Below are 25,996 nucleotides of genomic sequence, written 5' to 3' on the forward strand. Positions count from 1 at the left end.
CCATCAGATGGCCAGCACGCGCAGCAGCCAAGTTTGCAAATCACGCACTTCTTCAAGACATACCGAGTGTCCCATCGGGTACTGATGCCACTCCACGCCATAGCCTTTCGCCAGCAGCAAATCGCGTGAAGCTGTGGCGCTGGCTGGCGGCACCATCTCGTCCTGGCTGCCGTGCGCCATGAAAATGGGCGTATTTTGATTGGCTGGGCTATGTTCAGCGGCCAACATATTTGCCAGCGGCAAATAGCCGCTCATGCCGACGATGCCTGCCAAGCGCTCGGGGTAGCGCAAGCCGGTCAGCAAGGCCATGGCACAGCCTTGAGAAAAACCACCCAGCACCATGCGTTCGGCCGGAATGCCGCGCGCCACCTCGCGGGCCAGTACTGCATTCACCTGCTGCTGGGCACTTCGTAAGCCTGTTTCGTCCTCTCGGCTGCGGTCAGGGTAAATGTCGTACCAGGCCGGCATGACGAAACCGCCATTGATGCTGACCGGCAAACGCGGCGCATTGGGAAACACCCAGCGCACCGGCCCCACGGATGCCAGGTCAATCTCGTGCACAAAAGGTTGGAAATCGCTGGCATCGGCCCCCAGGCCGTGCATGATGATGATAGTGGCACGGGGGGCAGCGCCGGTTTCAATGTCAATGGTGTTCTGCAATTCGTTCCCCCTGGGAATGAAGGTTTTCAATAGAGGTTCTGTTCAATCATCCAGCACCGTGGCAGAAAAATTCAAATCAGATTCTGGCTCGGCATGGCTTGGCGTTTGGTCACGGAGTGCCCCAATGGCTTTGTCAACCACTGCACCAACGTCCACTGGACGCAGATAGCGCGCGCGAATCAGTTTTTCACAAATACGCCGGGTCATGCTGTGCGGCCGCCCGCCTTGGCTCACAAACATGAATAAAGAACCATTGTCACTGTTCCACACCAGTTGCGCCCTGCGCCATTCACCACGCACCCGCAAATCCACCCAATCCCCTGCGCGCAAGCGCGCCAAAGTAGCGCGCACGCGCGCACCCGCATCTTCAGCGTTTTCCTCTGTTACGGCTGGTGCTTCTAAGTTCTCCGCGTTATCGGACTTCGCACTCACCCCCATATCCAGAGGAACAAAGCCTTTACTTTCGTCAATGATGTCTTGCTTTGATGGTTTGTTTTTCACCAACGGTTGCCCCAGCACCGGCACATCGTCAGCAGTCACTCCAGCCTCTTTGGCATTAACTGTCTGATTTTCTGATCCCGACACCATTGCACGCTGATTTTCAACATCCTCAGCCTCAGTCTCAAGCGGCGCAGGCTCCGAATCCAGACCCTCCTCAAAACCAATAGCCGCTAATTCAGAACGGCCCAACCAAGGTTGTGCTGCCGCTCGTGGCTTAATTTGTTCCAACGGCACAGGCGCCGAGTCAATGTCATCTACGTCGTCGACTTCAGCCATCAAGTGCGCGAAGCCAGAAGCCTCAACATCGCGTGCACTGCGCATACGCCGCAACCGCAGCACAGGATCGTGGTAGCGCATCAGCGCACCGAAGAATGCATCTGTTTCAGCCGCTTCCTTGCCCAGCATGTTCAAGCCGCGACGCAAGGACGAAACCACCCCTGGAACCACCTCAAACAGGCGTGCTGGCTGGCGTAAAGCAGCTTCGCTGCGCACGCTCCACAATAAATCTGTCACTACCGCCAAGTAGCCACCAGGGTCTAGCTGGCTGCGCTGTGCTGTCAGCTGCGCATGTGAGATAACCAACGACCAGTCCTGAAATAAAAAATCCACCACCCTGGACGGTACCCCGACCAGGTCAGAGCGCAAGCTGAATTCCCATGCAATTTTGTCGGCCAGGGATTGGCGATTCTGAGCAAATTGCATGGACTGCATGCCAGGCTCACTGGCACGCTTAGCGGCTTCGTCTTCGGCCTTCCATTGGGCCTGAAGGTTATCCACGCGCTGCGAGAAATGACTCTTACCCGGCGCAGAGACAGCATTCAATTCACGAACAGCCTCTCGCACCGGTACCATAAACTGCTCAAAGTTTTCCGCAAATTCGTCGTTGTATTTAAAGCTGCGCTGGGCAATATCTTCGATCAAACGGCGCGCAGGATGCGCGTCATCGCCAAAATAGCGAGGATCGGCCAACGCCATGCGCAGCAAAGCGGGTTCCATGGCCACGAACGCCTCTCGTACCGGAGCCAACACACGCCCGTCACCTGCTACCTGCTCAACCAGTGTACGCACCGCATCCATGCCCAGTACCTGGCTGATATTTTTGGCCTGAGACTTTAACCCCAACAATGTCTGCGCGCGCGCCTGCGACGAGGCTTGCTCACCCCACACTTGGGGTGACAACGGTGTTTCAACACTCACTGCACGAGCGGGTCGATCCACCACACTCAACGCTTTGGCACGCGCCATGGCGCGGCCAGCGGCTTGCTCGTCATATGAAGGCAACGACGACACCTTAGCCACCTGCGCCTGTACGTCGTCGTAATAGGCTTGCGATAACGGCTCGTCGTGTTCAGCCACCCATTGCGGCTGATACAAAAAGTCCCGTATTAATGCGCGCGACACCGAAGGACGAGTTTGAGCCAATTGGCTCATTTTTGGAAACAAGGCTCGTTGTTGGGATTTTTGGTTTTGTACCAACCCTGTTTGATCGACCGAACCTACGTCGCCACCAGATCCGTCGCCATCGCTGGCCACAGCATCACCTTTTTTGCCTTTGGCCGATGGCGGCGCAGTGCCCCCTTCGGTCAGCTTCAGGCGGTAACGCGCTTCCTCTACTCCTTGTGCTTCCAGCAAATCGCCAATGCTGTCGTACAAACGCACCAGTTCACGCCCAAAAGGTGTGGCTAAATGGCGCACCCAGTGCGAACGCACCTCGGGCGGGTCAGGCTGCTCATCCAGCATCTCCAGCAAGGTGCCGCACAGCACGTCCGGACGCAACGGATTGAGATCGGCGCGCACCACCGGCAGCCCCAATACGGAACTCATGAGCGAGTCCAGTCGCGACAGCGATTGCTCCACCATCGGCATGGCCACTTGCTGAAGGCGGGACGCTTCGACAAAGCGTGCCACTTCGGCTTCTTCAATCAAGGTCAAATCATTTTCGTCAACTGTGGCTGACGGCATCATGCGGCCCATTTCGCGCGCACTGGACAGCGCCGCACCGTAGGCCACGTCCACCTTGGCGGGCAAATCGCTGCGCCAGCCTGCGCGCCGCTTTTCCAGCGCCATGCGCGCATCCGACAACTGCAAACGCACCGCCACTGAAGACGTGCGCCGCTCGGCCTCGTCCAACGTCGTCAACGCCGACTCGGCACAGCGATCCACCATGGACGCAACCATGTGCACCGCTTCCTGACGCACGCGCTTGATTAAGGGGTTATTCGTACTGACCGGTTGCATATGATGCAAGGAAATTCGTTCGTCCGTCGCCCTTCCTGCGTTTTGATTGAATTTTGTGACAACGGTAACTGAAACTATATCGCTAACTTCAACCACTGCTTAACAAGACAGGTCAAAAGTGTCGAATTTGTCGGCTTCGCGTTCCATGATAAGAGGCTCTCGTCCATCGGCAAATCGGATGGATACCCCGCCCTTTATCAAGACCGTCCGGTCGATCCATAGCCGCCTGCCCCCCGAACAGAAGCAGCATCAAACTCGTCCACCACGTTGAACTGCGCTTGCGCCACGGGCACGATGACCAGTTGAGCAATGCGCTCCATGGGGTCGATGGTGAAGGCGTTGGGACTGCGGTTCCAGGCGCTGACCATCAGCTCGCCCTGATAATCGCTGTCGATCAAGCCGACCAGATTACCCAGCACGATGCCGTGCTTGTGTCCCAGGCCCGAGCGCGGCAGGATCAAGGCCGCGTAGCCAGGGTCAGCCAGATGAATGGCCATGCCGGTGGGCAGCAGTTGCCAGGCGTTGGGTCGCAGCGTGAGTGGCTCGGCGAGGCAGGCCCGCAAATCCAGCCCGGCACTGCCGGGGGTGGCATAGGCAGGCATTTGCGCACGCAGGCGTTCGTCAAGGATTTTGAGGTCAAGTTTCATCACACCAAGCGTAGCAGGCAGCGATCATTCCACCACGGCTCAGGCGGTGCTGCCGGAAACACGGCGCGCGATTTCGCCCACCAGTTGCTGCGCTAGGCGGCGTTTGCTGGCGCGCGGCAGCTCGACCACGCCTTCGTCGTCCACCAGTACCAGGGTGTTGTCGTCGCGCCCAAAAGTGGCAGGCCCCAGGTTGCCAACCAGCAAGGGCACGTTTTTGCGCGCGCGCTTGGCCTGGGCATTGGCAATCAGGTCTTCGCTTTCGGCGGCAAAGCCCACGCAATACAGCTCGCCCGACTGGGCGCGGGCGCTGTGGGCGATGTCAGACAAAATGTCCGGGTTTTCGACAAACGCCAGTTGCGGCGCGGTGCCACTGCCGTCTTTTTTGATCTTGTGACCGCTGGCGCTGGCGGGTCGCCAGTCGGCCACGGCGGCGGTTGCTATGAATATATGAGCATTCTGCGCGAGCTGTGCAGCAACTTCATGCATGTCCAGCGCAGACACCACGTCAACCCGGTTCACCCCGCGCGGTGTAGGCAAATGCACAGGCCCGGCCACCAGCGTAACGTCGGCTCCCGCCTCTTGCGCAGCCTGTGCAATGGCAAAGCCCATCTTGCCGCTGGAGTGGTTGGTGATGCCGCGCACCGGATCAATCGCCTCAAAAGTTGGCCCCGCCGTGATCAGCACACGCTGGCCCAACAACGCTTTAGGGGTAAAAAACGCCACCAGTTCTTGCAGCAGCTCAGTCGCTTCCAGCATGCGGCCTTCGCCCGATTCGCCACAGGCTTGCTCACCGTGCGCTACGCCCAACACGGTGGCACCGTCTTCGCGCACTTGCTCCACATTGCGCTGGGTGGCAGGGTGCGCCCACATTTCGCGGTTCATGGCCGGAGCCAACAGCAACGGCACGCGCTCGGCAGGTCGCGCCAGACATAGCAAGGGTAGTAACTCGCTCGCCCTGCCTTGCGCCAACTGGGCAATGAAATCAGCGCTGGCCGGGGCGACGATGATGGCATCTGCCTCGCGGCTTAAATTGATGTGCGCCATGCTGTTGTCTGCCCGCGCATCCCATTGCGAGGTGTACACGGGCCGCCCCGACAGCGCCTGCATGGTCACCGGCGTCATGAACTGGCAACCCGCCTCGGTCATCACCACTTGCACGGCAGCCCCGGCGCGGGTCAGCAAGCGGCAAAATTCGGCCGCCTTGAAAGCCGCCGCACCGCCGGTCAGACCCAGCACGATATGGCGTCCGCTCAACTCACCAGCAAGATCGTTCGCAGTCATGGCGGCAATGTAGCAGAGGGGCGTTCAAAAGAGGTGTTGAACAGCGCTGGCTGCGTCAATCCAGCCAACACGTGAATTCGTCTACCGCTTCACGCGGCGTGGTGAAGGTGTTGACCAGGGCCGATTCGTCCGCGTAACCCAGCGCCATGCCACACACCAGCATTTCGCTCTGGCCCGCGCCAATCAGCGGCATGATGATGCTGGAAAAACGCAGCCACGCCCCTTGTGCGCAGGTATGCAACCCACGCGCCCGCGCGGCCACCATCAGGCTTTGCAAAAACATGCCGTAGTCCAGCAGCGAGCCGCGCCCCATGGCGCGATCGACGGTGAACATCAAACCCACCGGCGCGCCAAACAAATCGAAGTTGCGGTGGTGCTGCGCGAACATGCCTGCCTTGTCGCCCTTGTCGATGCCCAGCAGACCATACAGCGTCCAGCCGTTGTGGCGGCGGCGGCTCAAATACGGCTCCACCCAGTGCGTGGGGTAGTAGTCGTAAGCATTCTGAAAATCTGCTTCCCGTTCAGGCTGCGCATGCAGCAGCTCGTGCGCAGTGCTCACTTGGCGCACCAGTTCGTCACGGGTCTGGCCTTGCAGCACATACACCTTCCAAGGCTGCGCATTGGCACCACTGGGTGCACGCGCAGCCACACGCAAAACATGCTTGAGCACCTGACGCGGCACCGGACGGGACTGAAACGCACGCACCGAATAGCGGCTCTCGATAGCCGCATCCACGCTGTCTGGATCGGCGATGAGGGTGTGGCGTTCATTCATGGGCCTTCACCCTGCCGGCTAACAAGGGCTGCAACACCGCTTTAAGCTGCGGCGGCAAGGGCACCGGGCGCTGGCTGGCGCGGTCGACATACACATGCACAAAATGCCCGCGGGCCGCCGTGGTCGGCGTGCCTTCGGCGAACAAGCCCACTTCATAACGCACGCTGGACGAGCCGATATGGGCCACGCGAATGCCCGCCTCGATGTTTTGCGGAAAGGCCAGCGGTGCAAAGTACTGGCATTGGGTTTCGACCACCAAACCAATCACTTCACCGTGCGTCACGTCCAGCACGCCCTGCTCGATCAAGTAGGCATTGACGGCCGTGTCGAACCACGAGTAATACACCACGTTGTTGACGTGGCCGTACTGGTCGTTATCCATCCAGCGGGTGGTGATGGTGCGAAAGGCGCGATAGGCGTTGCGCTGCTCGGGCTGAGGGCGTGGCGTGCTCATGGCCGCTGATTTTGCCAGCGCGCCCAATAGTGCGCAGCCACGCCAAATGTATTGACCTGCGCCTGGATGGTGGTTTCGATGTTGTGGCCATAGCCACCGGCCATGCACAAGGTCAAAGGCAGGCGGCGCACCCAGGCCCACTCCAGCACACGCCGGTCGCGCGCCAGCAAGCCATCGTGCGTCAATTTCAGGCGGCCCAGCCGGTCGCCTTCGTGCGCGTCCGCTCCGGCCAGATAAAACACATGCTGGGCTTCAAAGCGCTGCACCAGTGCATCCAGCGCCTGATCCAGCGCGACCAAATAAGCGTCGTCGCCCGTACCGTCGGGCAGGCCCACATCCAAATCGCTGATCGCCTTGTCAAACGGAAAATTCTTCTCGCCATGCAAGGACAGCGTGAACACCGAGTCATCCGCCGCAAAGATGGCCGCCGTGCCATTGCCCTGGTGCACATCCAGATCGATCACCGCCACGCGTGGGCGGCGTGTACCAGGGTGCTCGCGCAGGTATTCGCGCTGCAACACGCGGGCTGCCACCGCCACGTCGTTGAACACGCAAAAACCGCTGCCATGCGCAGCACTGGCGTGGTGCGTGCCGCCCGCCAGATTGGCCGATACGCCTTCAAGCAAAGCCGTGTGCGTGGCCTGCATCGTCGCCCCCACCGAGCGACGCGATCGCTCCACCATCGCCTCACTCCACGGAAAGCCAATGTCGCGTTGCGCCGACGCTGTCAGCGTGCCATCAACCACCGCAGCAATGTAATCAGGCCCATGCGCCAGCGCCAGATCGGCATCGCTGGCAGATGCGGCTTGCGCCAATTCAAGACTGCACACTTCGTTCAGCAACCGCTCACGCAAACGCGCGTACTTGCCCATCGGGAAGCGGTGTCCCGCAGGCAACGGCAACACAAACTGCGTGGAATAAAACACCTTCACTGCGCGTGCCCCAGGCTCTTCATGGCTGTACAACCCAAGTTAGAAAGCGGCATCTAAAAGCACCGGGATAGACCTTTTCGTATTGCAATCGTTCAGCCAGCCCCTAAAATTCAACCCATGCTGCGCCGCAACATAAATGCGGGGTGGCACAAAAGCCCTCACATATTCATCCATCTATTGATCTAGGAGATTTTTATCATGTTGACCCCTGAGCAAGTTTTGGCCTCCCAAAAAGCCAACATGGAAACCCTGCACGGCCTGACCACCAAAGCCTTTGAAGGTGTGGAAAAGCTGGTCGAGCTGAACCTGCAAGCCACCAAGGCCGCCCTGGACGAAACCGCCCAGCACACCCAAGCCATGCTGTCGGTCAAAGACGTGCAAGAGCTGATCGCCCTGCAAGCTGGCCTGTTCCAGCCCCTGGCCGATAAGGCTGCCGCTTACAGCCGTCACCTGTACGACATCGCTTCGGGCACCAACGCTGAATTCAGCAAAGCCTTCGAAGGCAAAGTGGCTGAAAGCCAGGCCCAGTTTGCCGCTCTGGTGGACAACGCTGCCAAGAACGCTCCCGCTGGTTCGGAAACTGCTGTGGCCATGATGAAAAGCGCCGTGGCTGCTGCCAACAACGCTTTCGAGTCAGTGCAAAAAGCCGTTAAGCAAGCCACCGACGTGGCTGAATCCAACTTCAACGCCGTGGCATCCAACGCCGCCAACGTGACCAAGTCGGCCACCGGCAAAAAGCGTTAATCAAGGTGTGAAAATTTCACTGCCTAGGCAGTGAAATTCATCATCTCCCAGCACCTGTCCACCGCTGCTTGGTTTTAAACTCAGGCGGTGGTCAGTGCAAAAGCTCAAGCACCAAGCAGGGACTTTTGCACTGGCATCTTCACGGTGCTTTAACGTTTGTCTCCTCGGATCCTTTCGACACCAATCAGGTTCAGGGATCCCTTCAAGGGCTGATCGCAAGATCAGCCCTTTTTTTACTTCACGATGACTTCAACCCGGCAGTTCGCTGTACTGCGTCTTGGCTTGAGCCTTATGCCATTTAACCTATAGATCCGGCCCTGTGAAGTCTTGAATTATTCTGATGATCCCCAGTGTATGTGGCATGGAAAAAGAAGACGCGAGATACCAGACGCTGGAGCAGTTGCACGAGAGGCGCAAGCAAGTTGTGAGGCTGCACAACAAGGTGATCAAAGTGATGCAGATCGCCTTTGGCAAAAGCGAGCTTCAAGAGCTGAACACCGCTCTTGCCGAAATTTCGATCCAAGGTGAGCGGCTACCGCCAGCGGTGCAGGTCTTTAGCGATGTCGAGGCCCCGCCAAAAACATGGCGCTGACAGGCCAGCCAGCGCCAACCGTCAATGCCCCGCCACCTTCATGCGGTTGATCAGCACGGAGCCAATGGTCTTGGCACCATAGGTGTACGCATCGGCCCCCACGGCGCTGATGCCCATCAGCATCTCGCGCAGATTGCCAGCGATGGTGATTTCCTGCACTGGGTAGGCGATTTCGCCGTTCTCGACCCAAAAGCCGCTGGCACCGCGCGAATAATCGCCGGTCACGTAGTTCACGCCTTGTCCCATCAGCTCAATGACGAACAGGCCCGTGCCCAGCTTGCGCAGCATGGCGGGCAAATCATCACCCGCACGGGTGCGGCGCGAATGCAGACGCAGGTTGTGCGAGCCACCAGCGTTGCCGGTGGTTTGCATGCCCAGCTTTCGGGCTGAATATGTGCTCAAAAAGTAGCCCTGCACTTTGCCCGCATCGACCACCTTGCGGCGTTGCACGCGCACACCTTCTTCATCGAACGGTGACGAACCTTTGCCGCCGGGCAAAAACGGATCTTCATCAATATCAATGTGACTCGGAAACACCGGTTTGCCCAGCGAATCCAGCAAAAACGAAGTTTTTCGGTACAGCGCCCCACCGCTGACAGCCTGCACAAAGCCGCCCAGCAAGCCAGCGGCCAAGGGTGACTCGAACAGCACCGGACATTCGCGTGTGCTGATTTTGCGGCTGCTCAGGCGGCTCAAAGCGCGTTCAGCGGCGTAACGGCCCACGGCTTCAGGGCTGGCCAAGTCACACGCATTGCGCTCTGAGCTGTACCAGTGATCGCGCTGCATACCGTCGCCCTTACCCGAGAGCGAGGCTATAGGTGCCACCGACAGGCTGTGGCGCGAACTGGCGTAGCCCCCCCGAAAGCCGTGCGTGTGCGCGCTGAAAAAATGGCTTTGCTGCGCCGACACGCCTGCGCCTTCGCTGTTGGTGATGCGTTTATCCACGTCAAACGCGGCCTGCTCGCACGCCAGCGCCATCTCAGCGGCTTGTGCGCTGGTGATGGGCCAGGGGTGGAACAAATCCAGATCGCGCGCCTTGGTCGCCACATCGGCCACATCGGGCAAGCCCGCCACCGGGTCTTCGGCCGTAAAGCGGGCGATGTCGTAAGCGGCTTGCACGGTGCGCTCGATCGCGGCGCGTGAAAAATCCGAGGTGCTGGCATTGCCGCGCCGCTGGCCCACATACACCGTCACACCCAGCGACTTGTCGCGGTTGCGCTCCACCGTCTCCAATGCGCCCTTGCGCACGCTGACAGACAGGCCCGACCCTTCTGAAGCCTCAGCCCCGGCATCGGTGGCACCCAGCTTTTTGGCATGCGCCAAGGCGGTATCGACCAGATCTTCAAAAAAAACACGCGAATAGCTGAAGCCCGCCTGGGGCTGAGAGATGTTGGGCATCGGCATATCATAGGCGCACCCCTGTGGCTTCACTGGATGCACCATGTTGCGCGCTCCCCCTCAAGGGAACATCGCCAGCAGCCGAACGCAGCCTGTCTGTGGCAACTGCTGAGGCGGCTCGGCTCCGCAGCGCTATTTGTTCACAAAACGCCACGCTTGAATTGTTGATATGTCCCGTAAACCCAAAAAAGGCTATTTCGTGCGCGGCCACTTCGTGGCCGAAGGCAGCGAGCTGGATATGCAGTTGCGCGAAGAGCAGCGCGCCGGTGGCCCCAGCAAGACCGAGTTAAAGGCCCAAAGCGCCGAGCTGCAAGATCTGGGCGAGCAATTGTTGAGCCTGCGCGCCGACCTCAAAGATCCGCTGGATCTGCCCACGCGCCTGCTGGACGCGCTGGACGAACTGGCCCGCATCACCAACTTTGAAGGCCGCCGCCGTCAAAGCCAGTTCGTCGGCAAGCAAATGCGCCTGCTGGGCGAAGAACAGATTGCGGCCATTCGCGCCGCGTTGGAAGTGCAGCAAAAAGGCTCTGCCAAAGACACCTTGCGCCTGCACGCCGCCGAGCGCTGGCGCGACCGCCTGATTGCCGAAGACGCCGCCGTGGGTGCTTGGGCCACACAATTTCCTGATGCCGACTTGCAGCCCTTGCGCGCGCTGGTACGCCAGGCCCGCAAAGACGCCCTGCCGCCCAAAGCCGCCGCACAGGCGCAGACCCAAGGGCGTGCTCCGCGCCAGGGCCGTGCTTACCGCGAGTTGTTCCAGATGGTGCACCAGGCGCTGGGGCAAGCCGAGGCGCGCACACCGCCCGTTCACCCCATCGACGCTGATGATGCGGGCTACACCAACGACTCGCTTGCCAGTTAAGTCCCCGTCCAATATCCATCGCTTTTATTTCGATCTCACTTTGATGACCCAACCCGTTCATGACCCCGTCCGCATCGGCATCGTCTCCATCAGCGACCGTGCCTCTTCAGGTGCTTATCAGGATCAGGGCCTGCCCGCTTTGCAAGACTGGTTAGGCCGCGCATTGCAAAACCCCATCACGTTCGAGCCGCGCCTGATCCCTGATGAGCAAGCCACCATCAGCCAAACCCTGATCGAACTGGTTGACGATGCCAATTGCGCTTTGGTACTGACCACCGGTGGCACCGGCCCAGCGCTGCGCGACGTCACCCCCGAAGCCACGCTGGCCGTGGCTGACAAGCTGATGCCCGGCTTTGGCGAGCAAATGCGCCAGATCAGCCTGGCCTTTGTGCCTACCGCCATCTTGAGCCGCCAGGTGGCCGTGATTCGCAAGCAGGCGCTCATCATCAACCTGCCCGGTCAGCCCAAAGCCATTGCCGAAACGCTGGAGGGGCTGAAAGACGCCTCAGGCCAACCCAAGGTACATGGCATCTTTGCCGCCGTACCCTACTGCATCGACCTGATCGGCGGGCCGTACCTGGAAACAGATGCGGCCGTCTGCAAGGCGTTCAGGCCCAAAAGCGCTATACGCCAAGCGCCCGTCGGCTGAAAATCTATCTCAACGTGCACGCCACCATGTCTGAAACACGCCTTTTTGCCCCTGAAAGCGGCCAGCCCTTGGCGTACATTGCTGACGAACCGCTGATCATTGAGCAAGCGCGGTGGTCCATCACCGCATTGACACATGAGCTGCAGGTCGTGCTTGCACTGCGATGCAGTGACCCCGCCAACAGCGCCTTTCGCACCGCACTCAGCGAGTTCAGCGACGATGGCCTGCTGCAACTGACCATCGCCGTACAAGGCGTGTACGACGGCGGCGTGCCGCGTGGCACCTTCCATTACGAAGACAGCAAAGACCCGCAAAACCACAAATACCTGCGCATCGAAGGGCTGGAATACGGCTTTGAGTTTTTTGGTGACATTGGTTTTGACGGTGAATGGGTGCTGGGCGAAGGTCGGTTCAAAGAAAAATACGGCCAGGGCGATGGCTTTGCCGTGCGTTTCGCCATTCAATTGAATCCGCTGGACTTGCACTGGCCGGATTACCAGTTCACGCAGGTGCAAGAGCTGTCGAATGCAGCGGTAGAGCATGTGCGCTCTGTCCTGCTGACCGGCAAAAAACCCAATCACTTGGGTGAAAAGGTCACGCAGTTCGGTGAAGACGTGTTTGGGCAGTGCGCACGTTTTACCCAATTACGCTCGCTGGACATTCACATGGGAGCACGCCTGAAAAACGAGCCGCTTTTGAATATTTCGCTGGACGGAATAAGGCCATTGACGCAGTTGCAACGCCTGGCAGTCTCTGGCCTGGCGCTGAAAGAAGTTCCGGCAGACATCACGAGCTTGCCGCTGACCTGGCTGTCGGTGGTGGATTGCGATCTGCAAACATTGCCGGAGGCGGTGTGGCAAATGCCCACGTTGGAAAACCTGATGCTCGATCAGAACGCGCTGACGCAACTGCCAGAAGCGCCCCACCTGCCCGCGCTGAAAACCCTGCGCATCAGCCAAAACGCACTCGCCACCCTTCCCCTGGCCTTTGCACGCTTGCCCGCTCTCAAGCTGATCACCGCCGAGGCCAACCCGCTGCAACATCTTGATCCGGCATGGAACAGCTTTGACGGGCTGGACATCGACATGGAAGATCGCCGCCGCCTACTCGATACCCGTTACCAAGGCCCCTCTCCCTTGGTGGAATGGGACGACACCGTTTACGCGGCAGAACATGACCCGCCATTACGAAAGCAGGCTCAAGAGGTATTGAACGCAAGGGTGCCAGACATCTATCGCCCGTGGCTTCAATCCATTTTGCTGAAGACACTGGCGTTTTACACCGACGACACCGCCGCCATGCCCGTGGGCGCGACGCGCTACGGCGGCAGGCCCGACTTGCCGCTGGACGTGCCGTATCCTGAATTTTGCGAAGAGCGCATTTGCAAGTACGAATTCATTGCGCAAATCAATCTGGCTGAACTGGCAGACAAGCAGAGCTTTCTGCCACGCAGCGGAACATTGTTTTTCTTTTTAAGCACTTTCCATGATCTGTACGGCAGCCACCCAAAGCATCCCGCTGCGCGAGTGATTTACGTCAAAGACAGCTCCACACTGGTCAGCGGCGAGCGTTTTCAATTTCCTGCAAGCGACTTCTTTGAGGCACCACACGATGGCGTGTACAAGGCTTGCGCCGTGCGGGTAGCCACTGAAATCACCGCACCCGATTTGTATTCCGTTTCCGAAAATCAACATCTCATTTCCCAGCCTTGGCGAGACGATCCGGAGTTTGAAAAATTTACCAGTCAGATCGGGATGGAAGAGCCGCTGTGGAAGACCCCGCGCTTTGCGATGCAAATCAACCCGCATGTCTTCACCCAGCACGACTCACCACAGTTGCAAGCCAGCTATCAAAAAGGCGGCGTACCAGAAGACTGGATGGTGCTGCTCAACGTGGCCTCGTGCGGCAGCTTCTGCTGGGGCGATGCCGGAGATTTGTTTTTCGTCATCCACAAAAGCGATCTGACACAAGGCGATTTCAGCAATGTGTTTGTCGGCCTGGAATCGTCGTGATGCAGTCAGTCAACCGCGGGCCACATCTGTTGAGGTGTGACACTGGCTCCATCCAACATCGTTTTTTGCTGTGCTCATTTTCATTCGCACCGTATGACAACTCCCACCGATACCCGCGTTGACCAACTCATGCCCGAAGTGGGCCAACTGATGGTGACCGCACTCAACTTTGACACGCTTGCCGCTGAAATTGATCCAGATGCTCCGCTTTATGGCGAAGGTTTGGGACTCGATTCCATTGACATTCTTGAAGTGCGCTGGTCGTGTCCAAAAATACGGCTTTCACGCTGCGCACCAAGTTGCTGAAGGTGGCGGCGGTGGTGACGCGCAACACGCGCCGTATCCTTCTGTACTTGGCCTCTCACTGACCCAGCGCACAGACCTTCATGCACGCCATCAGCCAGTTGCGCTGTCCCTTATCGACACGATAGTGCCTGGTCGGCGCGATGACACAAAAGCGGCTCGCAACCCAAGCCGGGGTGGGGGCCGATGCGAGCGCATCGCGCACGCCGCCGATCAAAACCATGGCTGCTGCCACCATCAGTACCTTGCTCGCTCACATCCGCGCCGCGATGACCCGCTGCATAGGGCTTTGGCTATATGCGTGAAATATCCGGATTAGGTTGAATGTAGGCGTATACAGCGCAAGAAACCTTTTTCCGACAGCCAATGGTCAGAGAAAACTCTACACCGCCGCCAGCAGCTTTTGCGTATAAGGGTGTTGTGGCTGGCCCAGCACCTGGGCTTGGGGGCCGCTTTCGACCAGCTCACCGTCTTTGAGCACCAGCACTTCATGTGCCATGGCGCGCACCACGTCCACGTCGTGGGTGATCAGCAAATAGGCCAGGCCACGTTCTTTTTGCAGCCCTTGCAGCAGCGCCAGCACCTGTTTCTGGATGGTGACATCGAGCGCGCTGGTGGGTTCGTCCAGCACCAGCAGCTGTGGCTCGACAATCAACGCGCGCGCCAGGGCGATGCGCTGGCGCTGGCCGCCTGAAAACTCATGCGGATAGCGCGCCAGCAAACCCACAAAGCGATCTTCAGGCAAGCCGACTTCAGCCAGCGCAGCGCGCACACGCTGGGCGCGCTCGGACGCGCTCAATTCAGGCGCATGCACGCGCAAGCCTTCACCAACGATTTCTTCCACCGTCATGCGCGGCGACAGCGACGAAAACGGGTCTTGAAACACCACCTGTGCCACGCGGCGCATGGGCTTGTCAGCGGCTGGGCGATACTGCCAGCGGTGACCAGCCAGCGCCAGATCGCCATCAACGCTGCGCGATGGCAGCAGGCCCAATGCGGCCTGCGCCAGGGTTGATTTGCCGGAGCCAGATTCACCAATCACCCCCAGCGTGCGCCCCGCAGCCAAGCTGAAACTGGCCCCTTGCACCGCTACGAACGCACCTTTTTTGAACCAGCCGCGCACGCCGGGCAGTGGTACAGGGTAAGTCACGCGCAGGTTTTCAGCTTGCAGCACCGGGGCTGCATCGGCATTGGGCGGGGTTTCAAGCACATCGCGTTCGGGCCGACTGGCCATGAGCTTTTGGGTGTAGGCGTGCTGTGGTGCGGCGAACATGGGATCAGTGGCGCCTTGCTCCACCAGCAGGCCATGCTGCATGACGGCCACGCGGTCGGCAAAGCGGCGCACCAGATTCAGATCGTGCGTGATCATCAGCACTGCCATGCCGTGCGCGCGCTGCAAGTCGGCCAGCAAGTCCAGAATCTGCCCGCGCAAGCTGACGTCGAGCGCGGTGGTTGGTTCATCAGCCAACAGCAGTTTAGGTGCGCAGGCCAGCGCCATGGCGATCATGGCGCGCTGACGCTGACCGCCTGAAAGCTGATGCGGGAAACTGCCCGCACGCCGCGCTGGATCAGGAATGCCGGTTTGGGCCAGCAATTCAATCGCAGCCTGTGCCGATTGCGATGGCGACAGCGCCCGCTTCAGGCGCAACACCTCGGCCACCTGTTCACCCACGGGCATGAGTGGGTTGAGTGCGGTCATCGGCTCTTGAAAGATCATGGCGATGTCGTCGCCGCGCAGGCCGCGCAACTGGCGTTCGGGTAAGGCCAGCAGATCGCGCGCAATCTTCCCATCGTTGAATAACGCCTGACCGCTCAGGTGCGCGTCGTGCAACAAGCGCAGCAGCGCCAGCGCCGTCACGGTTTTGCCCGAACCTGATTCACCCACCAACGCCAGCTTTTCGCCCGGTGCAATAGAGAACGACACGCCCTGCACCACCTGCTTGGCACCAAAGGCCACACTCAAGTTACGCACATCGAGCAACGGCGCGCTCATGTCGAAAGTCCTATTAATTTGATAGCTGCTGGCGCTTGTTTATCAAGCGTCAAAGGCCAATTTTCCTCGTATATGTAGCTCATCAGTCCACCTTGCGCGGATCAAGCGCGTCGCGCAGCGCATCGCCCATGAAGGTCAGCAGCAGCAGCGTGAGCACCAGCACGCCAAAGGTAGACAGCGATATCCACCAGGCGTCGATGTTGTTCTTGCCCTGACTGAGCAACTCGCCCAGGCTGGGGGTGCCCGGTGGCACACCCAGGCCCAGAAAATCCAGCGAAGTCAGCGCCAGGATGGCAGCACTCATGCGGAACGGCAAAAACGTGACCACCGGCGTCAGGCTGTTGGGCAGGATGTGACGCCACATGATCTGTCCGTTGGGCACGCCCAGAGCGCGGGCACCTTTGACGTAATCCAACTGGCGGTTGCGTAAAAACTCGGCCCGCACGTAATCCGACAGCCCCATCCAGCCAAACAGGCTCAGCAGCACCAGCAGCAGGCCAATGCTGGGCGACAAAATAGCGCTGAAAATGATGAGCAAATACAGCTCGGGCATGGACCCCCAGATTTCAATCAGGCGCTGCATGGTCAAGTCAAGTTTGCCGCCAAAAAACCCTTGTACTGCCCCCGCCGCCACGCCCAGCACAACGCCCACAGTGGTCAGCGCCAGCCCGAACAGCACGCTGACGCGAAAGCCGTAAATCAATTGCGCCAACAGATCGCGTCCACGATCGTCAGTACCCAACCAGTTGTCGCGACTGGGCGCGCTGGGATTCGGCTCTTTGGCAAAGTAGTTCAGCGTATCCGCTCCATAGGGGTTGGGCGGGAACAGCGCCCAGTTGCCGGGCTGGCTGAACTGGTGGCGAATGAAGGGGTCGAGGTAGTCGGTTTCGGTATCAAAATCACCGCCAAACACTGTTTCAGGATAGGTCTGCACCAGCGGCAAGTACCACTGGCCCTGATAGCGCACCAGCAGCGGTTTGTCGTTGCTGATGACCTCGGCAAGCAGGCTTGACACCACCAGCGTGCAAAACAGCACCAGGCTCCAAAAACCCAGCCGATTGCGCTTAAAACGCAACCAGGCGCGGCGCGCGGGCGACGGGCTGGGGGCAGAAGGCGCTGCTGCAACGTCAGCCATTCAAGCCCTCGGCCAGCAGATTCTGAAACGGCTGGCGGCTTTTGAAGCGGTAAGCACCAAAGTCGCGCTCGTCGGTGGTGAGGATGCGTCCATGACCCAGATGCTCGGCCAGCAGCACCAGCGAAGCATCGGCCAAATCCATGGGCAAATTGGCGTAGTGGGCCATCAGGTGCGCCATGCGCTCGGTTTGCGCAGCGGGCCATTGCCAGACGGTCACGCCGCCTGCGGCCACATCGCGCAGCAGCGCTTGTGCGGCGTCGGTGCCGATCCAGCGCGTGAGCAGGTGCGTGGCCTCGGTCAGCACCGGCCAGGTGGTCACCCAGCCTTGACTTTGGGTGCTTGACAGCGCCTGCCGCGCACGGCTGTGCCAAGCATCGCCCGCATCGACCAGGGCATAGAAAAAGCCGGCATCGGCAATGATCACGCGTCGCCTTTGGCGGGTTTGGCAGATTTCGCACCTGCGGACGGCGCGGTGCGATAAGAAGCGATTGGCTCATGCACGGCCAGCACACGACCTTGGTGCTTGACTCCCCAAGCCTCGCTCAACTGCGCCTTGTAACTGCTGGCCACATCACTGCGGCCACTGCGGCCCTGCCCGATAAAAGCCGACAAATGCGTCAACGCACCCCGCTGCGCCCGCATCTGCTCGTAATAATGCTGCACGCTGGTGCGCAACACCTCGCTTACACCCAAGCCCGTGGCCTCGGCCAAAAAGTTGAGCTGCTGCTCGGCCTCGCCTTCAAAACGTGCATTCACCCGCATGATCTAGTCTCTTGGAAACATCGCTGTCATGCATTGTATGACAATTAACTGATTGCAGATCAGGTCATGCCAGCAAGCGCCGTGCTCGGGCTTGCACCGAGCACCAGCGTTGTCTCCCGCCCAAAGAGAGTGGGGGAAGGCGCGCCAGCGCCACAGGGGGTTAATCGAATTTCACCCGCGGATCCACCCACACATAGCAAAGATCGCTGATCAGCTTCGTCAGCAACCCAATCAGCGTGAACAAAAACAGCGTGCCCAGAACGACCGGGTAATCACGCCGGATCACGCTCTCGTAACTCAACAGCCCCAACCCGTCGAGCGAAAACAGCGTTTCGATCAGCAGCGCGCCAGTGAAAAACGCGCCGATGAATGCCGCCGGAAAACCTGTCACGATGGGCAGCAGTGCATTGCGCAGCACGTGCTTGTACAGCACTTGCCGTTCAGACAGACCCTTGGCGCGCGCCGTCAGCACGTATTGCTTGCGTATTTCTTCCAGAAAACTGTTTTTGGTCAGCATGGTGGTCACTGCAAAGCTGCCCAGCACCATGGCCATGACGGGCAGCGTGATGTGCCACAGATAATCGACCACCTTGGCACCCAGACTAAGTTCGTCCCAATTGGCCGACGTCAGCCCGCGCAGCGGAAACCAGCCCAGTTGTCCGCCAAAAATCACCAGCAAGGCCACGCCCAGCACAAAGCCCGGAATGGCGTAGCCCACCAGCACCAGCAGTGTGGTCACCAAATCAAAGCGCGAACCCGCCTGCACCGCCTTGGCCACACCCAGCGGCACGCTGATGAGGTAGCTGATGAAAAACGTCCACAACCCCAGGCTGACAGACACTGGCAATTTTTCCTTCACCAACTGCCACACGTCCTTATTGTGAAAAAAGCTGGTTCCCAAATCAAACCGCGCAAACTGACCCAGCATCTGCACAAAACGCTCGGCAGGCGGCTTGTCAAAGCCATACAGCTTTTTGATTTCGTCCAGCCGCTTGTCATCCACCCCTTGTGCACCGCGATAACTCAAGCCCCCGCCCTCAGCCGATGCACCGCCCGCCCCCGCCTTGGCCTCGGCCAGGTATTGCTCCACCGGCCCACCAGGCACGAACTGAATCACCACAAAGGTGAGCAGCAACACCCCCAGCAGCGTGGGCACCATCAGCAACAGGCGTTTGAGGATGTAGGCAAACATGGATCAGCATTTTCCACTGCAATCTGGAAACTGAAGCACAAAATAAAAAAACCTAAGCAGATCAACTGCTTAGGTTTTTATCTGGCGGAGAAGGAGGGATTCGAACCCTCGATACGGTAAAACCGTATACCGGATTTCGAGTCCGGCGCATTCGACCACTCTGCCACCTCTCCTGCATATGTGTCGAGCCGGGCATTCTAGCAGGCGCGGCGGCGGTTTTTACCCAGCGGCGCGCACGGTGTCGTGGCCGCCCAGGTAAGGTTGCAGCGCTTTAGGCACACGGATGGAACCATCCGCGGTTTGGTGATTTTCCAGCACCGCCACCAGCGCCCTACCCACGGCCAGGCCGGAGCCGTTGAGGGTGTGTACCAGCTCGTTCTTACCCTGCGCATTTTTAAAGCGCGCTTGCATGCGGCGGGCCTGAAAGGCCTCGCAGTTGCTGATGGAGCTGATTTCGCGATAGGTGTTCTGCGCCGGCACCCACACCTCCAGGTCATAGGTTTTGCTGGCCCCAAAACCCATGTCGCCGGCGCACAGCAGCACCACGCGGTAAGGCAGCTCCAGCGCCTGCAAAACGGCTTCGGCATGGCCCACCATCTGCTCCAGCGCGGCGTAGCTGCACTCAGGGTGGGTGATTTGTACCATCTCCACCTTGTCAAACTGGTGCTGGCGAATCAACCCACGCGTGTCGCGCCCGGCGCTGCCCGCCTCTGATCGAAAGCACGGCGTGTGGGCCGTCAACTTGATGGGCAAATCGCTTTCGGCCAAAATTTCATCACGCACCAGGTTCGTGAGCGACACCTCGGAGGTAGGGATCAGGTACAGCGCCTCGCCCTCGCCTTCTTGCCCGCCTTTTTTGGCCGCAAACAGATCGGCCTCGAACTTGGGCAACTGGCCGGTGCCGCGCAGCGTATCGGCGTTGACGATGTAGGGCGTGTAGCACTCGGTGTAGCCGTGTTGCTGGGTTTGCACGTCCAGCATGAACTGCGCCAAGGCCCGGTGCAGGCGGGCGATCGGCCCGCGCATGAAGGTAAAGCGCGCACCTGTCAGCTTGGCCCCAGCTTCAAAATCCAACCCCAGCGGCTCGCCCAGATCAACGTGATCGCGCACGGCAAAGTTGAAGACGCGGGGGGCACCCCAGCGGCGTACCTCTTGGTTTGCAGTTTCATCGGCCCCCACAGGCACGCTCTCGTGCGGCAGGTTGGGCACGGCCAGCAGCAGCGTGTGCAGCTCGGTTTGGATCATCTCCAGCCGTGCAGCCGATGCGTCTAATTCGTCCTTGATGCTGGCCACCTGGGCCATCAAATCGTCAGCGCTTTCGCCCTTGGCCCTGCGTTGGCCAATTTGTTTGTTGGCAGCATTGCGCTGGGCCTGCAATTCTTCAGTACGGGTCTGGATGGTTTTGCGCTCGGTTTCCAGCGCGGTGAAGGCCGCTTCATCCAGAAAAGTCTGAGGATTTTTTCGGGTGGCCAGGCGCGTCAGCACGGCGCTCAAGTCTTTGCGGAGCAAGGTGGGGTCAAGCATGGCCGCCATTGTAGGCGGCAGCGTTTGGCGCGCCCGCCGTGTGAGCCGTATCACGCGGCTTGCGGCACCACTGATGGCACGCCAGAATTTATATGTCCAGCATGGCTTTGCCGCTTATCCACATTTCAATAACAGCTATCAAAAAATGAGCTTTCATTCAGCTTAAATGCTGCAATCCGGATTCGGCCGCCTCGTCCAACTTCAAACCCTTGGGCAGGGGAAACTTGATGGTTTCTTCGATGCCGTCGAGCTTGCGCACCGACACCGCACCCAAAGCGCGCAGGCGCTCGATCACCTGCCGCACCAAAATGTCGGGCGCTGATGCGCCCGCAGTCAACCCGATGCGCGCCTTGCCCTGCACCCATTCGGCTTGCAACTCGTCGGCGCTGTCGATCATGTGGCTGTCGGTGCCCAGCTTGCGCGCCACCTCACGCAGGCGATTGCTGTTGCTGCTGGTGGGGCTGCCCACCACGATCACCACGTCCACCTCGCCGGCCAGCAGCTTGACGGCGTCTTGCCGGTTCTGCGTGGCGTAGCAAATGTCTTGCTGCTTAGGCTCGCGCACCTGCGGAAAGCGCGCCTTGACGGCGGCGGTGATCTCGGCCGCGTCGTCCACGCTCAGCGTGGTTTGCGTGACCACCGCCAGCCGCTCGGTTTGCACAGGTTGCACGCGCGCCACATCGGCCACGTCTTCCACCAGATGGATGCCGCTGCTCAATTGCCCCATGGTGCCTTCCACCTCGGGGTGGCCCTTGTGGCCGATCATGATGAATTCATAGCCCTCGCGGTGCAGCTTGGCCACTTCGACATGCACTTTGCTGACCAGCGGGCAAGTGGCGTCGAACACCTGAAAGCCGCGTACTTCGGCCTCGTGCTCGACCGATTTGGGCACGCCATGCGCGCTGAACACCAGCGTGGCACCGGGCGGCACATCGGCCAAATCTTCGATGAAGATCGCGCCCTTGGCTTTGAGGTCGTTCACCACATAGGTGTTGTGCACGATTTCATGGCGCACATAAATCGGCGCGCCAAATTTGGCCAGCGCACGTTCGACGATTTCGATGGCGCGGTCAACACCAGCGCAAAACCCGCGTGGCTCGGCCAAAAGGACATGGGCCTCCACGCTCCGCACTGACGTGTCTGCGCTGCTCCCCGAGGGGGCCGCCTCCGCCTTGGGGCGACCCGGCGGCGCAGGGGTGTCCGCTTTGGCGATCATCACAGCACTCCGATCACATGCACTTCAAACGTCACCGGTTGACCGGCCAGCGGGTGGTTGAAATCCAGTTGCAGCGCGCCGTCATCGCGCACCGCCTGCACCACGGCGGCAAACTGGCCCTGGCCGTCGGGCGTGGGCAACTGCACCACTTCGCCCACCTCGTAGCGCTCGTTGGGATCGCCCATCTCGTCCAAATCCTTGCGCGCCAGCCACTGCACCATGTCCGGATTGCGCTGGCCAAACGCCTCGCCTGCAGGAATGTCGAAGCTGGTGCATGCGCCTTCAGCCAGGCCGATCAGGCGCTGCTCTACCGCAGGCGACAGCTCGCCGGTGCCCAGCGTCAGCGTGGCAGGCTTGCCGCCAAAGGTGTTGATGACATCGCCCTGCGGGCCTGCCAGGCGGTAATGCAGGGTTAAAAAAGCGCCAGGCGTCACGGTAGACATCGCTTGAATCCACACAATAGCTAAACTGCCCCGATTCTAGGGAAGCCACTGCCATGCCGCTGAAAGACCTGCCGCCCGACACCCGCCCGCGCGAAAAGCTGCTGGCGCGCGGCCCCGGCGCTTTGAGCGATGCCGAGTTGCTGGCCCTGCTGCTGCGCACCGGCACCGCAGGCCGCAACGTGCTGCAAATGGCACAAGAGCTGCTGGACGCCTTTGGCGGCATTGCCGGGCTGCTGCACGCCAGCGCGGCAGATTTAAAGCGCATCAAGGGCCTGGGAGGCCCGGCCAAACGGGCCGAGCTGGTCGCCGTGCTGGAGCTGGCCCGCCGCGTACTGGCCGAGCAGTTGAAGGCGCGCACGGTGCTGGGCAGCGCAGCTGCCGTCAAAGACTACGTGCAGTTGCACTTGGCCGCTCGCCCGCACGAAGTGTTTGCCGCGCTGTTTCTTGACAGTCAGCACCGCCTGCTGGCGCTGGAAGAGCTGTTTCGCGGCACCCTCACCCACACCAGCGTGTACCCGCGCGAAGTGGTGCTGCGCGCCCTGCACCACCAGGCCAGCGCCGTGGTGCTGGCGCACAACCACCCCAGTGGCAGCGTGCAGCCCAGCGATGCCGACAAAGCCATGACCCAAACCCTGCAAGCCGCGCTGGCACTGATCGACGTGCGGGTGATCGACCATTTGATCGTCGCCCCAGGAGTGGTGCTGTCGATGCGTGAACAGGGGGAAATATGACACTCCCCCCTGTGGCGCTGCGCGCCTTCCCCCCTGAGGGGGGACAACGCTGGTGGCCGGGGACACCCCGTCCACGGCGTTCGCGCATCACCTGCTCTGCGGCGCTTTTGGGGCCTGCTGCGCAAGCTTGCAAGCTGGACGCATTCATTCCTGCAGGCAGGCCGTCATGAAAACCAAGTCACTTCAGGACTTGAAGCATATTCGCACCCAACTGATCGAGGCCCAGGCGCGTGCGGCGCAGGCAGCGGCCGAGCGTGCGGCGGCGGAGAAAAAAGTGCAGGCCGGGCGCCACCTGTTCGCCCGCGCCGTTGGCCCCACGCAGCCGCTGCGCGCGCATGGCCGCGTGGTGCACACGCCCCAGCCCACGCCGCCCGTGCCGCGTCAGCGCCAGCTTGACGAACAAAACGTGCTGCGCGAATCGCTGTCGGACGAGTTCGACACCAGCACTTTGTTGCACGTGGACGAACACCTGAGCTTTCGCCGCCCCGGCATCGGCCCCGACGTGCCCGCCCGCCTGCGGCGTGGCCATTGGGCGGTGCAAGCTGAGCTTGACCTGCACGGCTTGCGCACTGACGAGGCGCGCGAGATGCTGGGGCAGTTTTTGCGTGAAGCGCAGCGTGCGGGTCTGCGCTGCGTGCGCGTGATCCACGGCAAGGGGCTGGGTTCGCCCGGCAAAGCCCCTGTGCTCAAAGGCAAAGTGCATGGCTGGCTGGCGCAAAAAAAAGAGGTGCTGGCCTTTGTGCAGGCCCGCCCACTGGAAGGCGGCGCAGGGGCCTTGCTGGCGCTGCTGGCGGTGCCAAAACGCCTGCGGCCCCAAAGCCTGTGAGTCCAGCGACGTTCAGACGATGGCCGCAAGCCCGGTGCCCCGTCCCAAGATCAATTCAAACACCCATTCAAATCAGCGCCGACTGTTTCCATGCCTGCGCGGCGGCAGCGGCGTCCCTGCGCCGCTCAGCCAGCTCGGCCAATGTGCGCCACGCCTGACGTCGCAAGCTGGGGTCTTCCAGCCCGTGCAGCGCCTGAGTCAGCAGCAATTGCGCACGTCCCCACAGTTCGCGGTGCAGGCAGGCCATGCCAGCCAAATAGCGCAGTACCGCATCGCGCGGATGCGCCTGGCTGGCCGCCTCGATGCGGGCCAGCCACACCTGGTCGGAGGCATCGCCAATGACCGCCATGCCCGCCTCCAGTACCCGAGCCATATGCACACGATCGGTTTCGCCCAATGCCTGAGGCTGCTCCAGCATGCGTTCCCACACCGGGCGCAGCCACTGGCGCACCACGGCATGGTCGCCGCCCAAGGCCAGCATGCGCTGGGCGACACGCAGGGCCAGCTCGGGCATGGCCCGCTCAGAAGCGCTGAGTGCGTTCCAGGCCTGTTGCAGTTGCGCCGGATCGCGGGCGTCTTGCATCCACTCGGTGGCCAAGCTGCGCAGCAGGCTGCGCGCGGCCTCAGGCGAAAATGCGCGGTGTTTGGCCAGCAAGCGGGCCGTCTCCAGCGCCTGCCCGGTGTGTCCAGCCTGGCGCGCCGCCCTGAGTTTGATGCGCAACGCCGCCGCGCGGCGGTGCGCGCCTTGTGGCAATTCGTCCAGACGCGCCAAGGCGGCGGTGGGGTCTCTGTCGCTGAGCGCCCAGCGGGCCGCACGCAGCAGCACGCCCTCGCGCAGCTCGGGCGCGTTGGCATGGTCGCTGGCCACGGCCAGCGCGCGCGCCACATGCTGCTCACGCGTGCTGGCGTCTTGCAGCGCGTGGGCGCTCTCGGCCAAGGCCATGTGGGCCAGCGCGCGCAGCGCGGGCGCATGGGCCGGGGCTTGCCCACGTTCGGTCAACGCCTGCTCCCGCGCCAGCGCGCCTTCGGCAGCCTTGCGCGCACGCAAAAAACGCCCGGCGCTGAACTGCACCATGGCATCCATCAACAGCGCATGGGTGGCGCGCTCGCGCTGCTGGGCACGCCACAGGCGGGCCTGGCGGGGCAGCTCCAGCAGCGCCCCCATGGCCCGCAGGGCCACGTACAGCCCGCCAAAAGCCAGCAACAGCAACAGCAGCGCCAGATTGACCGATATGTCCACCCGGCGCGGCGGCCAAAACACGGTGACGGTGCCCTGGTTATCGCCCGCAAACAGCGCCAGCGCCACCGCAATGGCAAACAGGCCAGCCAGCCACAGCGCCGCCCGCATGATGGCTACTGCCCCCCTGCCGGTGTGGCGCTGCTGGTCAGCGCCACGGCATGGTTGAGCGCCACCAGCGACTCTTGCGCGCGCGGCAAGGCCGCAGCCTTGGTCAGGCCCTGAATTTGTTGCAGCAAGGTGGCCGCAGCCTGTGTGCGGCGCGATGCGCGGTCAAACCAGTTGCCCAGGCCGGACTGGGCTGCGGCCAGATCGGCACGCGCGGCTTCGTACTGGCGCGCCAGTAAAGCCAACCGCGCGCCCTGCAAACGCAGTTTGAGGTTTTCGCGCACAAAAAACACCTGGCTGGGGCTGAGCATGGTGGCCTCGGGCCGCTCGACGCGGCTGACGCGCAGCAAACCAGTGGTTTCGTCGGTGACTGAGCGCCACCAACGCACCCACCAGCCGTCTTCGACGGCCGCATCATCCGATGCCTGTGCCGCGCTGCCAGATGGCTTGCGGCGAGGTTTTTGGGTTTCTGCACCGCCCACCTGGTTGGCCATAGGCAAGTCGTCCACCTGGCGCAGCAATTGGTCGATGCGCGCCAACAGGCCCGCCGTGTCGGGCACGACGGTGCTGCGCACACGCTCCAGATCGCGGGCCACGGCACGCGCCACGGGGGCCAGCCGGGGGTCGGCACTGCGTGACAAGCGCGTGTCGGCCACGCGCAGCGCGGCCAGCAAAGGTTCGACGCTGCCGGTCAGTTGCGTCTGGTCTTGCGCCACGCGCAGGGCCGCTTCCAGCTCTACAGCCAGGGTTTCATCGCGTGCGCGCATGGCAGCGTGGGCCA

28 protein-coding genes and 1 tRNA gene are annotated in these 25,996 nt (G+C 61.0%); 9 read left to right on the forward strand and 20 right to left on the reverse strand.

The genetic code is table 11. The annotated features are described in order from the left end of the window. Positions 1–3 precede the first annotated feature (3 nt). The 7 genes from ACK5NW_RS06715 to ACK5NW_RS06745 form a co-directional block, all read right to left on the reverse strand. Entirely contained in the window at positions 4–660 is a 657-nt protein-coding gene (locus ACK5NW_RS06715; RefSeq protein WP_416926333.1) for an alpha/beta hydrolase, read from the reverse strand. Positions 661–702: 42 nt separating this feature from the next. Further along, positions 703–3,495 (reverse strand): DUF1631 family protein, encoded by a 2,793-nt coding sequence (locus ACK5NW_RS06720; RefSeq protein ID WP_416926335.1) that lies wholly within the window; start codon positions 3,493–3,495, stop codon positions 703–705. A 101-nt stretch (positions 3,496–3,596) separates the two neighbouring features. Next, positions 3,597–4,046 carry a dUTP diphosphatase gene (dut, locus tag ACK5NW_RS06725; protein WP_416926337.1) on the reverse strand — a complete coding sequence of 150 codons (450 nt, stop codon included), beginning with the start codon at positions 4,044–4,046 and terminating at the stop codon, positions 3,597–3,599. Between the two features lie 39 nt (positions 4,047–4,085). After that, entirely contained in the window at positions 4,086–5,327 is a 1,242-nt protein-coding gene (gene coaBC / locus ACK5NW_RS06730; RefSeq protein ID WP_416926339.1) for a bifunctional phosphopantothenoylcysteine decarboxylase/phosphopantothenate--cysteine ligase CoaBC, read from the reverse strand. A 55-nt stretch (positions 5,328–5,382) separates the two neighbouring features. Further along, positions 5,383–6,102: a nitroreductase gene (locus tag ACK5NW_RS06735; RefSeq protein WP_416926341.1), complete on the reverse strand. Its 720-nt coding sequence runs from the start codon at positions 6,100–6,102 to the stop codon at positions 5,383–5,385. Beyond that, entirely contained in the window at positions 6,095–6,556 is a 462-nt protein-coding gene (locus tag ACK5NW_RS06740) for an acyl-CoA thioesterase (protein ID WP_416926343.1), read from the reverse strand. Before ACK5NW_RS06740 ends, ACK5NW_RS06735 begins: the two co-directional genes overlap by 8 nt. Continuing rightward, a complete protein-coding gene (locus ACK5NW_RS06745; protein ID WP_416926384.1) occupies positions 6,553–7,488 on the reverse strand; it encodes a histone deacetylase in 936 nt (311 codons plus the stop codon). Before ACK5NW_RS06745 ends, ACK5NW_RS06740 begins: the two co-directional genes overlap by 4 nt. Before the next feature lie 195 nt (positions 7,489–7,683). On the opposite strand from ACK5NW_RS06745, the gene ACK5NW_RS06750 reads away from it, so the two are divergent. Together ACK5NW_RS06750 and ACK5NW_RS06755 are read left to right on the forward strand one after the other, a co-directional pair. Then, positions 7,684–8,232, forward strand: coding sequence for a phasin family protein (locus ACK5NW_RS06750; RefSeq protein WP_416926386.1), 549 nt, complete (start codon positions 7,684–7,686; stop codon positions 8,230–8,232). A gap of 361 nt (positions 8,233–8,593) precedes the next feature. After that, positions 8,594–8,824: a hypothetical protein gene (locus tag ACK5NW_RS06755; RefSeq protein ID WP_416926388.1), complete on the forward strand. Its 231-nt coding sequence runs from the start codon at positions 8,594–8,596 to the stop codon at positions 8,822–8,824. A gap of 21 nt (positions 8,825–8,845) precedes the next feature. On the opposite strand, the gene pmbA is transcribed toward ACK5NW_RS06755, so the two are convergent. Next, positions 8,846–10,222, reverse strand: a complete 1,377-nt coding sequence (pmbA, locus tag ACK5NW_RS06760; RefSeq protein WP_416926345.1) for a metalloprotease PmbA — start codon at positions 10,220–10,222, stop codon at positions 8,846–8,848. Positions 10,223–10,391: 169 nt separating this feature from the next. Between pmbA and yjgA the strand changes: the two genes are divergently transcribed. From yjgA to ACK5NW_RS06780, 4 genes are all read left to right on the forward strand, one after another. Then, complete coding sequence (gene yjgA, locus ACK5NW_RS06765) at positions 10,392–11,084, forward strand: ribosome biogenesis factor YjgA (protein WP_416926347.1); 693 nt, start codon at positions 10,392–10,394, stop codon at positions 11,082–11,084. A 43-nt stretch (positions 11,085–11,127) separates the two neighbouring features. Then, positions 11,128–11,733 (forward strand): molybdopterin adenylyltransferase, encoded by a 606-nt coding sequence (mog, locus tag ACK5NW_RS06770; protein ID WP_416926349.1) that lies wholly within the window; start codon positions 11,128–11,130, stop codon positions 11,731–11,733. Between the two features lie 149 nt (positions 11,734–11,882). After that, positions 11,883–13,745 carry a DUF1963 domain-containing protein gene (locus ACK5NW_RS06775; RefSeq protein ID WP_416926351.1) on the forward strand — a complete coding sequence of 621 codons (1,863 nt, stop codon included), beginning with the start codon at positions 11,883–11,885 and terminating at the stop codon, positions 13,743–13,745. 93 nt (positions 13,746–13,838) lie between these two features. Then, positions 13,839–14,051, forward strand: coding sequence for a hypothetical protein (locus tag ACK5NW_RS06780; RefSeq protein WP_416926390.1), 213 nt, complete (start codon positions 13,839–13,841; stop codon positions 14,049–14,051). A 55-nt stretch (positions 14,052–14,106) separates the two neighbouring features. Here the strand turns inward: ACK5NW_RS06780 and ACK5NW_RS06785 are convergent, their stop codons facing one another. From ACK5NW_RS06785 to serS, 8 genes are all read right to left on the reverse strand, one after another. Then, a complete protein-coding gene (locus ACK5NW_RS06785) occupies positions 14,107–14,271 on the reverse strand; it encodes a hypothetical protein (protein ID WP_416926353.1) in 165 nt (54 codons plus the stop codon). Positions 14,272–14,430: 159 nt separating this feature from the next. Continuing rightward, a complete protein-coding gene (locus tag ACK5NW_RS06790; protein WP_416926355.1) occupies positions 14,431–16,041 on the reverse strand; it encodes an ABC transporter ATP-binding protein in 1,611 nt (536 codons plus the stop codon). An 82-nt stretch (positions 16,042–16,123) separates the two neighbouring features. Further along, on the reverse strand, positions 16,124–17,176 hold the full coding sequence (locus tag ACK5NW_RS06795; RefSeq protein ID WP_416926357.1) for an ABC transporter permease: 1,053 nt from the start codon (positions 17,174–17,176) through the stop codon (positions 16,124–16,126). After that, positions 17,169–17,600 carry a type II toxin-antitoxin system VapC family toxin gene (locus ACK5NW_RS06800; RefSeq protein WP_416926359.1) on the reverse strand — a complete coding sequence of 144 codons (432 nt, stop codon included), beginning with the start codon at positions 17,598–17,600 and terminating at the stop codon, positions 17,169–17,171. Before ACK5NW_RS06800 ends, ACK5NW_RS06795 begins: the two co-directional genes overlap by 8 nt. Next, on the reverse strand, positions 17,597–17,938 hold the full coding sequence (locus ACK5NW_RS06805; RefSeq protein ID WP_416926361.1) for a hypothetical protein: 342 nt from the start codon (positions 17,936–17,938) through the stop codon (positions 17,597–17,599). Before ACK5NW_RS06805 ends, ACK5NW_RS06800 begins: the two co-directional genes overlap by 4 nt. Positions 17,939–18,098: 160 nt before the next feature. Continuing rightward, positions 18,099–19,130, reverse strand: coding sequence for a microcin C ABC transporter permease YejB (locus ACK5NW_RS06810; protein WP_416926363.1), 1,032 nt, complete (start codon positions 19,128–19,130; stop codon positions 18,099–18,101). A gap of 82 nt (positions 19,131–19,212) precedes the next feature. Next, positions 19,213–19,303: transfer RNA gene (locus ACK5NW_RS06815), tRNA-Ser, on the reverse strand. 46 nt (positions 19,304–19,349) lie between these two features. Continuing rightward, positions 19,350–20,654, reverse strand: a complete 1,305-nt coding sequence (gene serS / locus ACK5NW_RS06820) for a serine--tRNA ligase (protein ID WP_416926365.1) — start codon at positions 20,652–20,654, stop codon at positions 19,350–19,352. On the opposite strand from serS, the gene ACK5NW_RS06825 reads away from it, so the two are divergent. Continuing rightward, positions 20,653–20,820 carry a hypothetical protein gene (locus ACK5NW_RS06825; protein WP_416926367.1) on the forward strand — a complete coding sequence of 56 codons (168 nt, stop codon included), beginning with the start codon at positions 20,653–20,655 and terminating at the stop codon, positions 20,818–20,820. The genes serS and ACK5NW_RS06825 overlap by 2 nt on opposite strands. On the opposite strand, the gene ispH is transcribed toward ACK5NW_RS06825, so the two are convergent. Beyond that, entirely contained in the window at positions 20,812–21,870 is a 1,059-nt protein-coding gene (ispH, locus tag ACK5NW_RS06830) for a 4-hydroxy-3-methylbut-2-enyl diphosphate reductase (RefSeq protein ID WP_416926369.1), read from the reverse strand. The genes ACK5NW_RS06825 and ispH overlap by 9 nt on opposite strands. Next, a complete protein-coding gene (locus tag ACK5NW_RS06835) occupies positions 21,870–22,313 on the reverse strand; it encodes an FKBP-type peptidyl-prolyl cis-trans isomerase (RefSeq protein ID WP_416926372.1) in 444 nt (147 codons plus the stop codon). The genes ispH and ACK5NW_RS06835 overlap by 1 nt, the downstream gene beginning before the upstream one ends. Positions 22,314–22,366: 53 nt before the next feature. On the opposite strand from ACK5NW_RS06835, the gene radC reads away from it, so the two are divergent. Then, complete coding sequence (gene radC / locus ACK5NW_RS06840) at positions 22,367–23,044, forward strand: RadC family protein (RefSeq protein WP_416926374.1); 678 nt, start codon at positions 22,367–22,369, stop codon at positions 23,042–23,044. A gap of 166 nt (positions 23,045–23,210) precedes the next feature. Then, entirely contained in the window at positions 23,211–23,870 is a 660-nt protein-coding gene (locus tag ACK5NW_RS06845) for a Smr/MutS family protein (RefSeq protein ID WP_416926376.1), read from the forward strand. Positions 23,871–23,937: 67 nt separating this feature from the next. On the opposite strand, the gene ACK5NW_RS06850 is transcribed toward ACK5NW_RS06845, so the two are convergent. Next, complete coding sequence (locus ACK5NW_RS06850; protein ID WP_416926378.1) at positions 23,938–25,218, reverse strand: heme biosynthesis HemY N-terminal domain-containing protein; 1,281 nt, start codon at positions 25,216–25,218, stop codon at positions 23,938–23,940. Positions 25,219–25,223: 5 nt separating this feature from the next. Then, a partial coding sequence (locus ACK5NW_RS06855; RefSeq protein WP_416926380.1) for a uroporphyrinogen-III C-methyltransferase occupies positions 25,224–25,996 on the reverse strand: 773 nt, incomplete at its 5' end.

The sequence above is a fragment of the Ottowia sp. genome (genome assembly GCF_047975795.1).
Lineage (GTDB): Bacteria > Pseudomonadota > Gammaproteobacteria > Burkholderiales > Burkholderiaceae_C > Ottowia.

Coding starts and splice junctions, on each gene's coding strand:
- dut (WP_416926337.1), bottom strand. CDS start 4,046: ATGAAACTTGACCTCAAAATCCTTGACGAACGCCTGCGTGCGCAAATG.
- coaBC (WP_416926339.1), bottom strand. CDS start 5,327: ATGACTGCGAACGATCTTGCTGGTGAGTTGAGCGGACGCCATATCGTG.
- ACK5NW_RS06735 (WP_416926341.1), bottom strand. CDS start 6,102: ATGAATGAACGCCACACCCTCATCGCCGATCCAGACAGCGTGGATGCG.
- ACK5NW_RS06740 (WP_416926343.1), bottom strand. CDS start 6,556: ATGAGCACGCCACGCCCTCAGCCCGAGCAGCGCAACGCCTATCGCGCC.
- ACK5NW_RS06755 (WP_416926388.1), top strand. CDS start 8,594: ATGGAAAAAGAAGACGCGAGATACCAGACGCTGGAGCAGTTGCACGAG.
- pmbA (WP_416926345.1), bottom strand. CDS start 10,222: ATGCCCAACATCTCTCAGCCCCAGGCGGGCTTCAGCTATTCGCGTGTT.
- yjgA (WP_416926347.1), top strand. CDS start 10,392: ATGTCCCGTAAACCCAAAAAAGGCTATTTCGTGCGCGGCCACTTCGTG.
- mog (WP_416926349.1), top strand. CDS start 11,128: ATGACCCAACCCGTTCATGACCCCGTCCGCATCGGCATCGTCTCCATC.
- ACK5NW_RS06780 (WP_416926390.1), top strand. CDS start 13,839: ATGACAACTCCCACCGATACCCGCGTTGACCAACTCATGCCCGAAGTG.
- ACK5NW_RS06785 (WP_416926353.1), bottom strand. CDS start 14,271: ATGGTTTTGATCGGCGGCGTGCGCGATGCGCTCGCATCGGCCCCCACC.
- ACK5NW_RS06790 (WP_416926355.1), bottom strand. CDS start 16,041: ATGAGCGCGCCGTTGCTCGATGTGCGTAACTTGAGTGTGGCCTTTGGT.
- ACK5NW_RS06795 (WP_416926357.1), bottom strand. CDS start 17,176: ATGGCTGACGTTGCAGCAGCGCCTTCTGCCCCCAGCCCGTCGCCCGCG.
- ACK5NW_RS06805 (WP_416926361.1), bottom strand. CDS start 17,938: ATGCGGGTGAATGCACGTTTTGAAGGCGAGGCCGAGCAGCAGCTCAAC.
- ACK5NW_RS06810 (WP_416926363.1), bottom strand. CDS start 19,130: ATGTTTGCCTACATCCTCAAACGCCTGTTGCTGATGGTGCCCACGCTG.
- ACK5NW_RS06825 (WP_416926367.1), top strand. CDS start 20,653: ATGGCCGCCATTGTAGGCGGCAGCGTTTGGCGCGCCCGCCGTGTGAGC.
- serS (WP_416926365.1), bottom strand. CDS start 20,654: ATGCTTGACCCCACCTTGCTCCGCAAAGACTTGAGCGCCGTGCTGACG.
- ispH (WP_416926369.1), bottom strand. CDS start 21,870: ATGATCGCCAAAGCGGACACCCCTGCGCCGCCGGGTCGCCCCAAGGCG.
- ACK5NW_RS06835 (WP_416926372.1), bottom strand. CDS start 22,313: ATGTCTACCGTGACGCCTGGCGCTTTTTTAACCCTGCATTACCGCCTG.
- radC (WP_416926374.1), top strand. CDS start 22,367: ATGCCGCTGAAAGACCTGCCGCCCGACACCCGCCCGCGCGAAAAGCTG.
- ACK5NW_RS06845 (WP_416926376.1), top strand. CDS start 23,211: ATGAAAACCAAGTCACTTCAGGACTTGAAGCATATTCGCACCCAACTG.
- ACK5NW_RS06850 (WP_416926378.1), bottom strand. CDS start 25,218: ATGCGGGCGGCGCTGTGGCTGGCTGGCCTGTTTGCCATTGCGGTGGCG.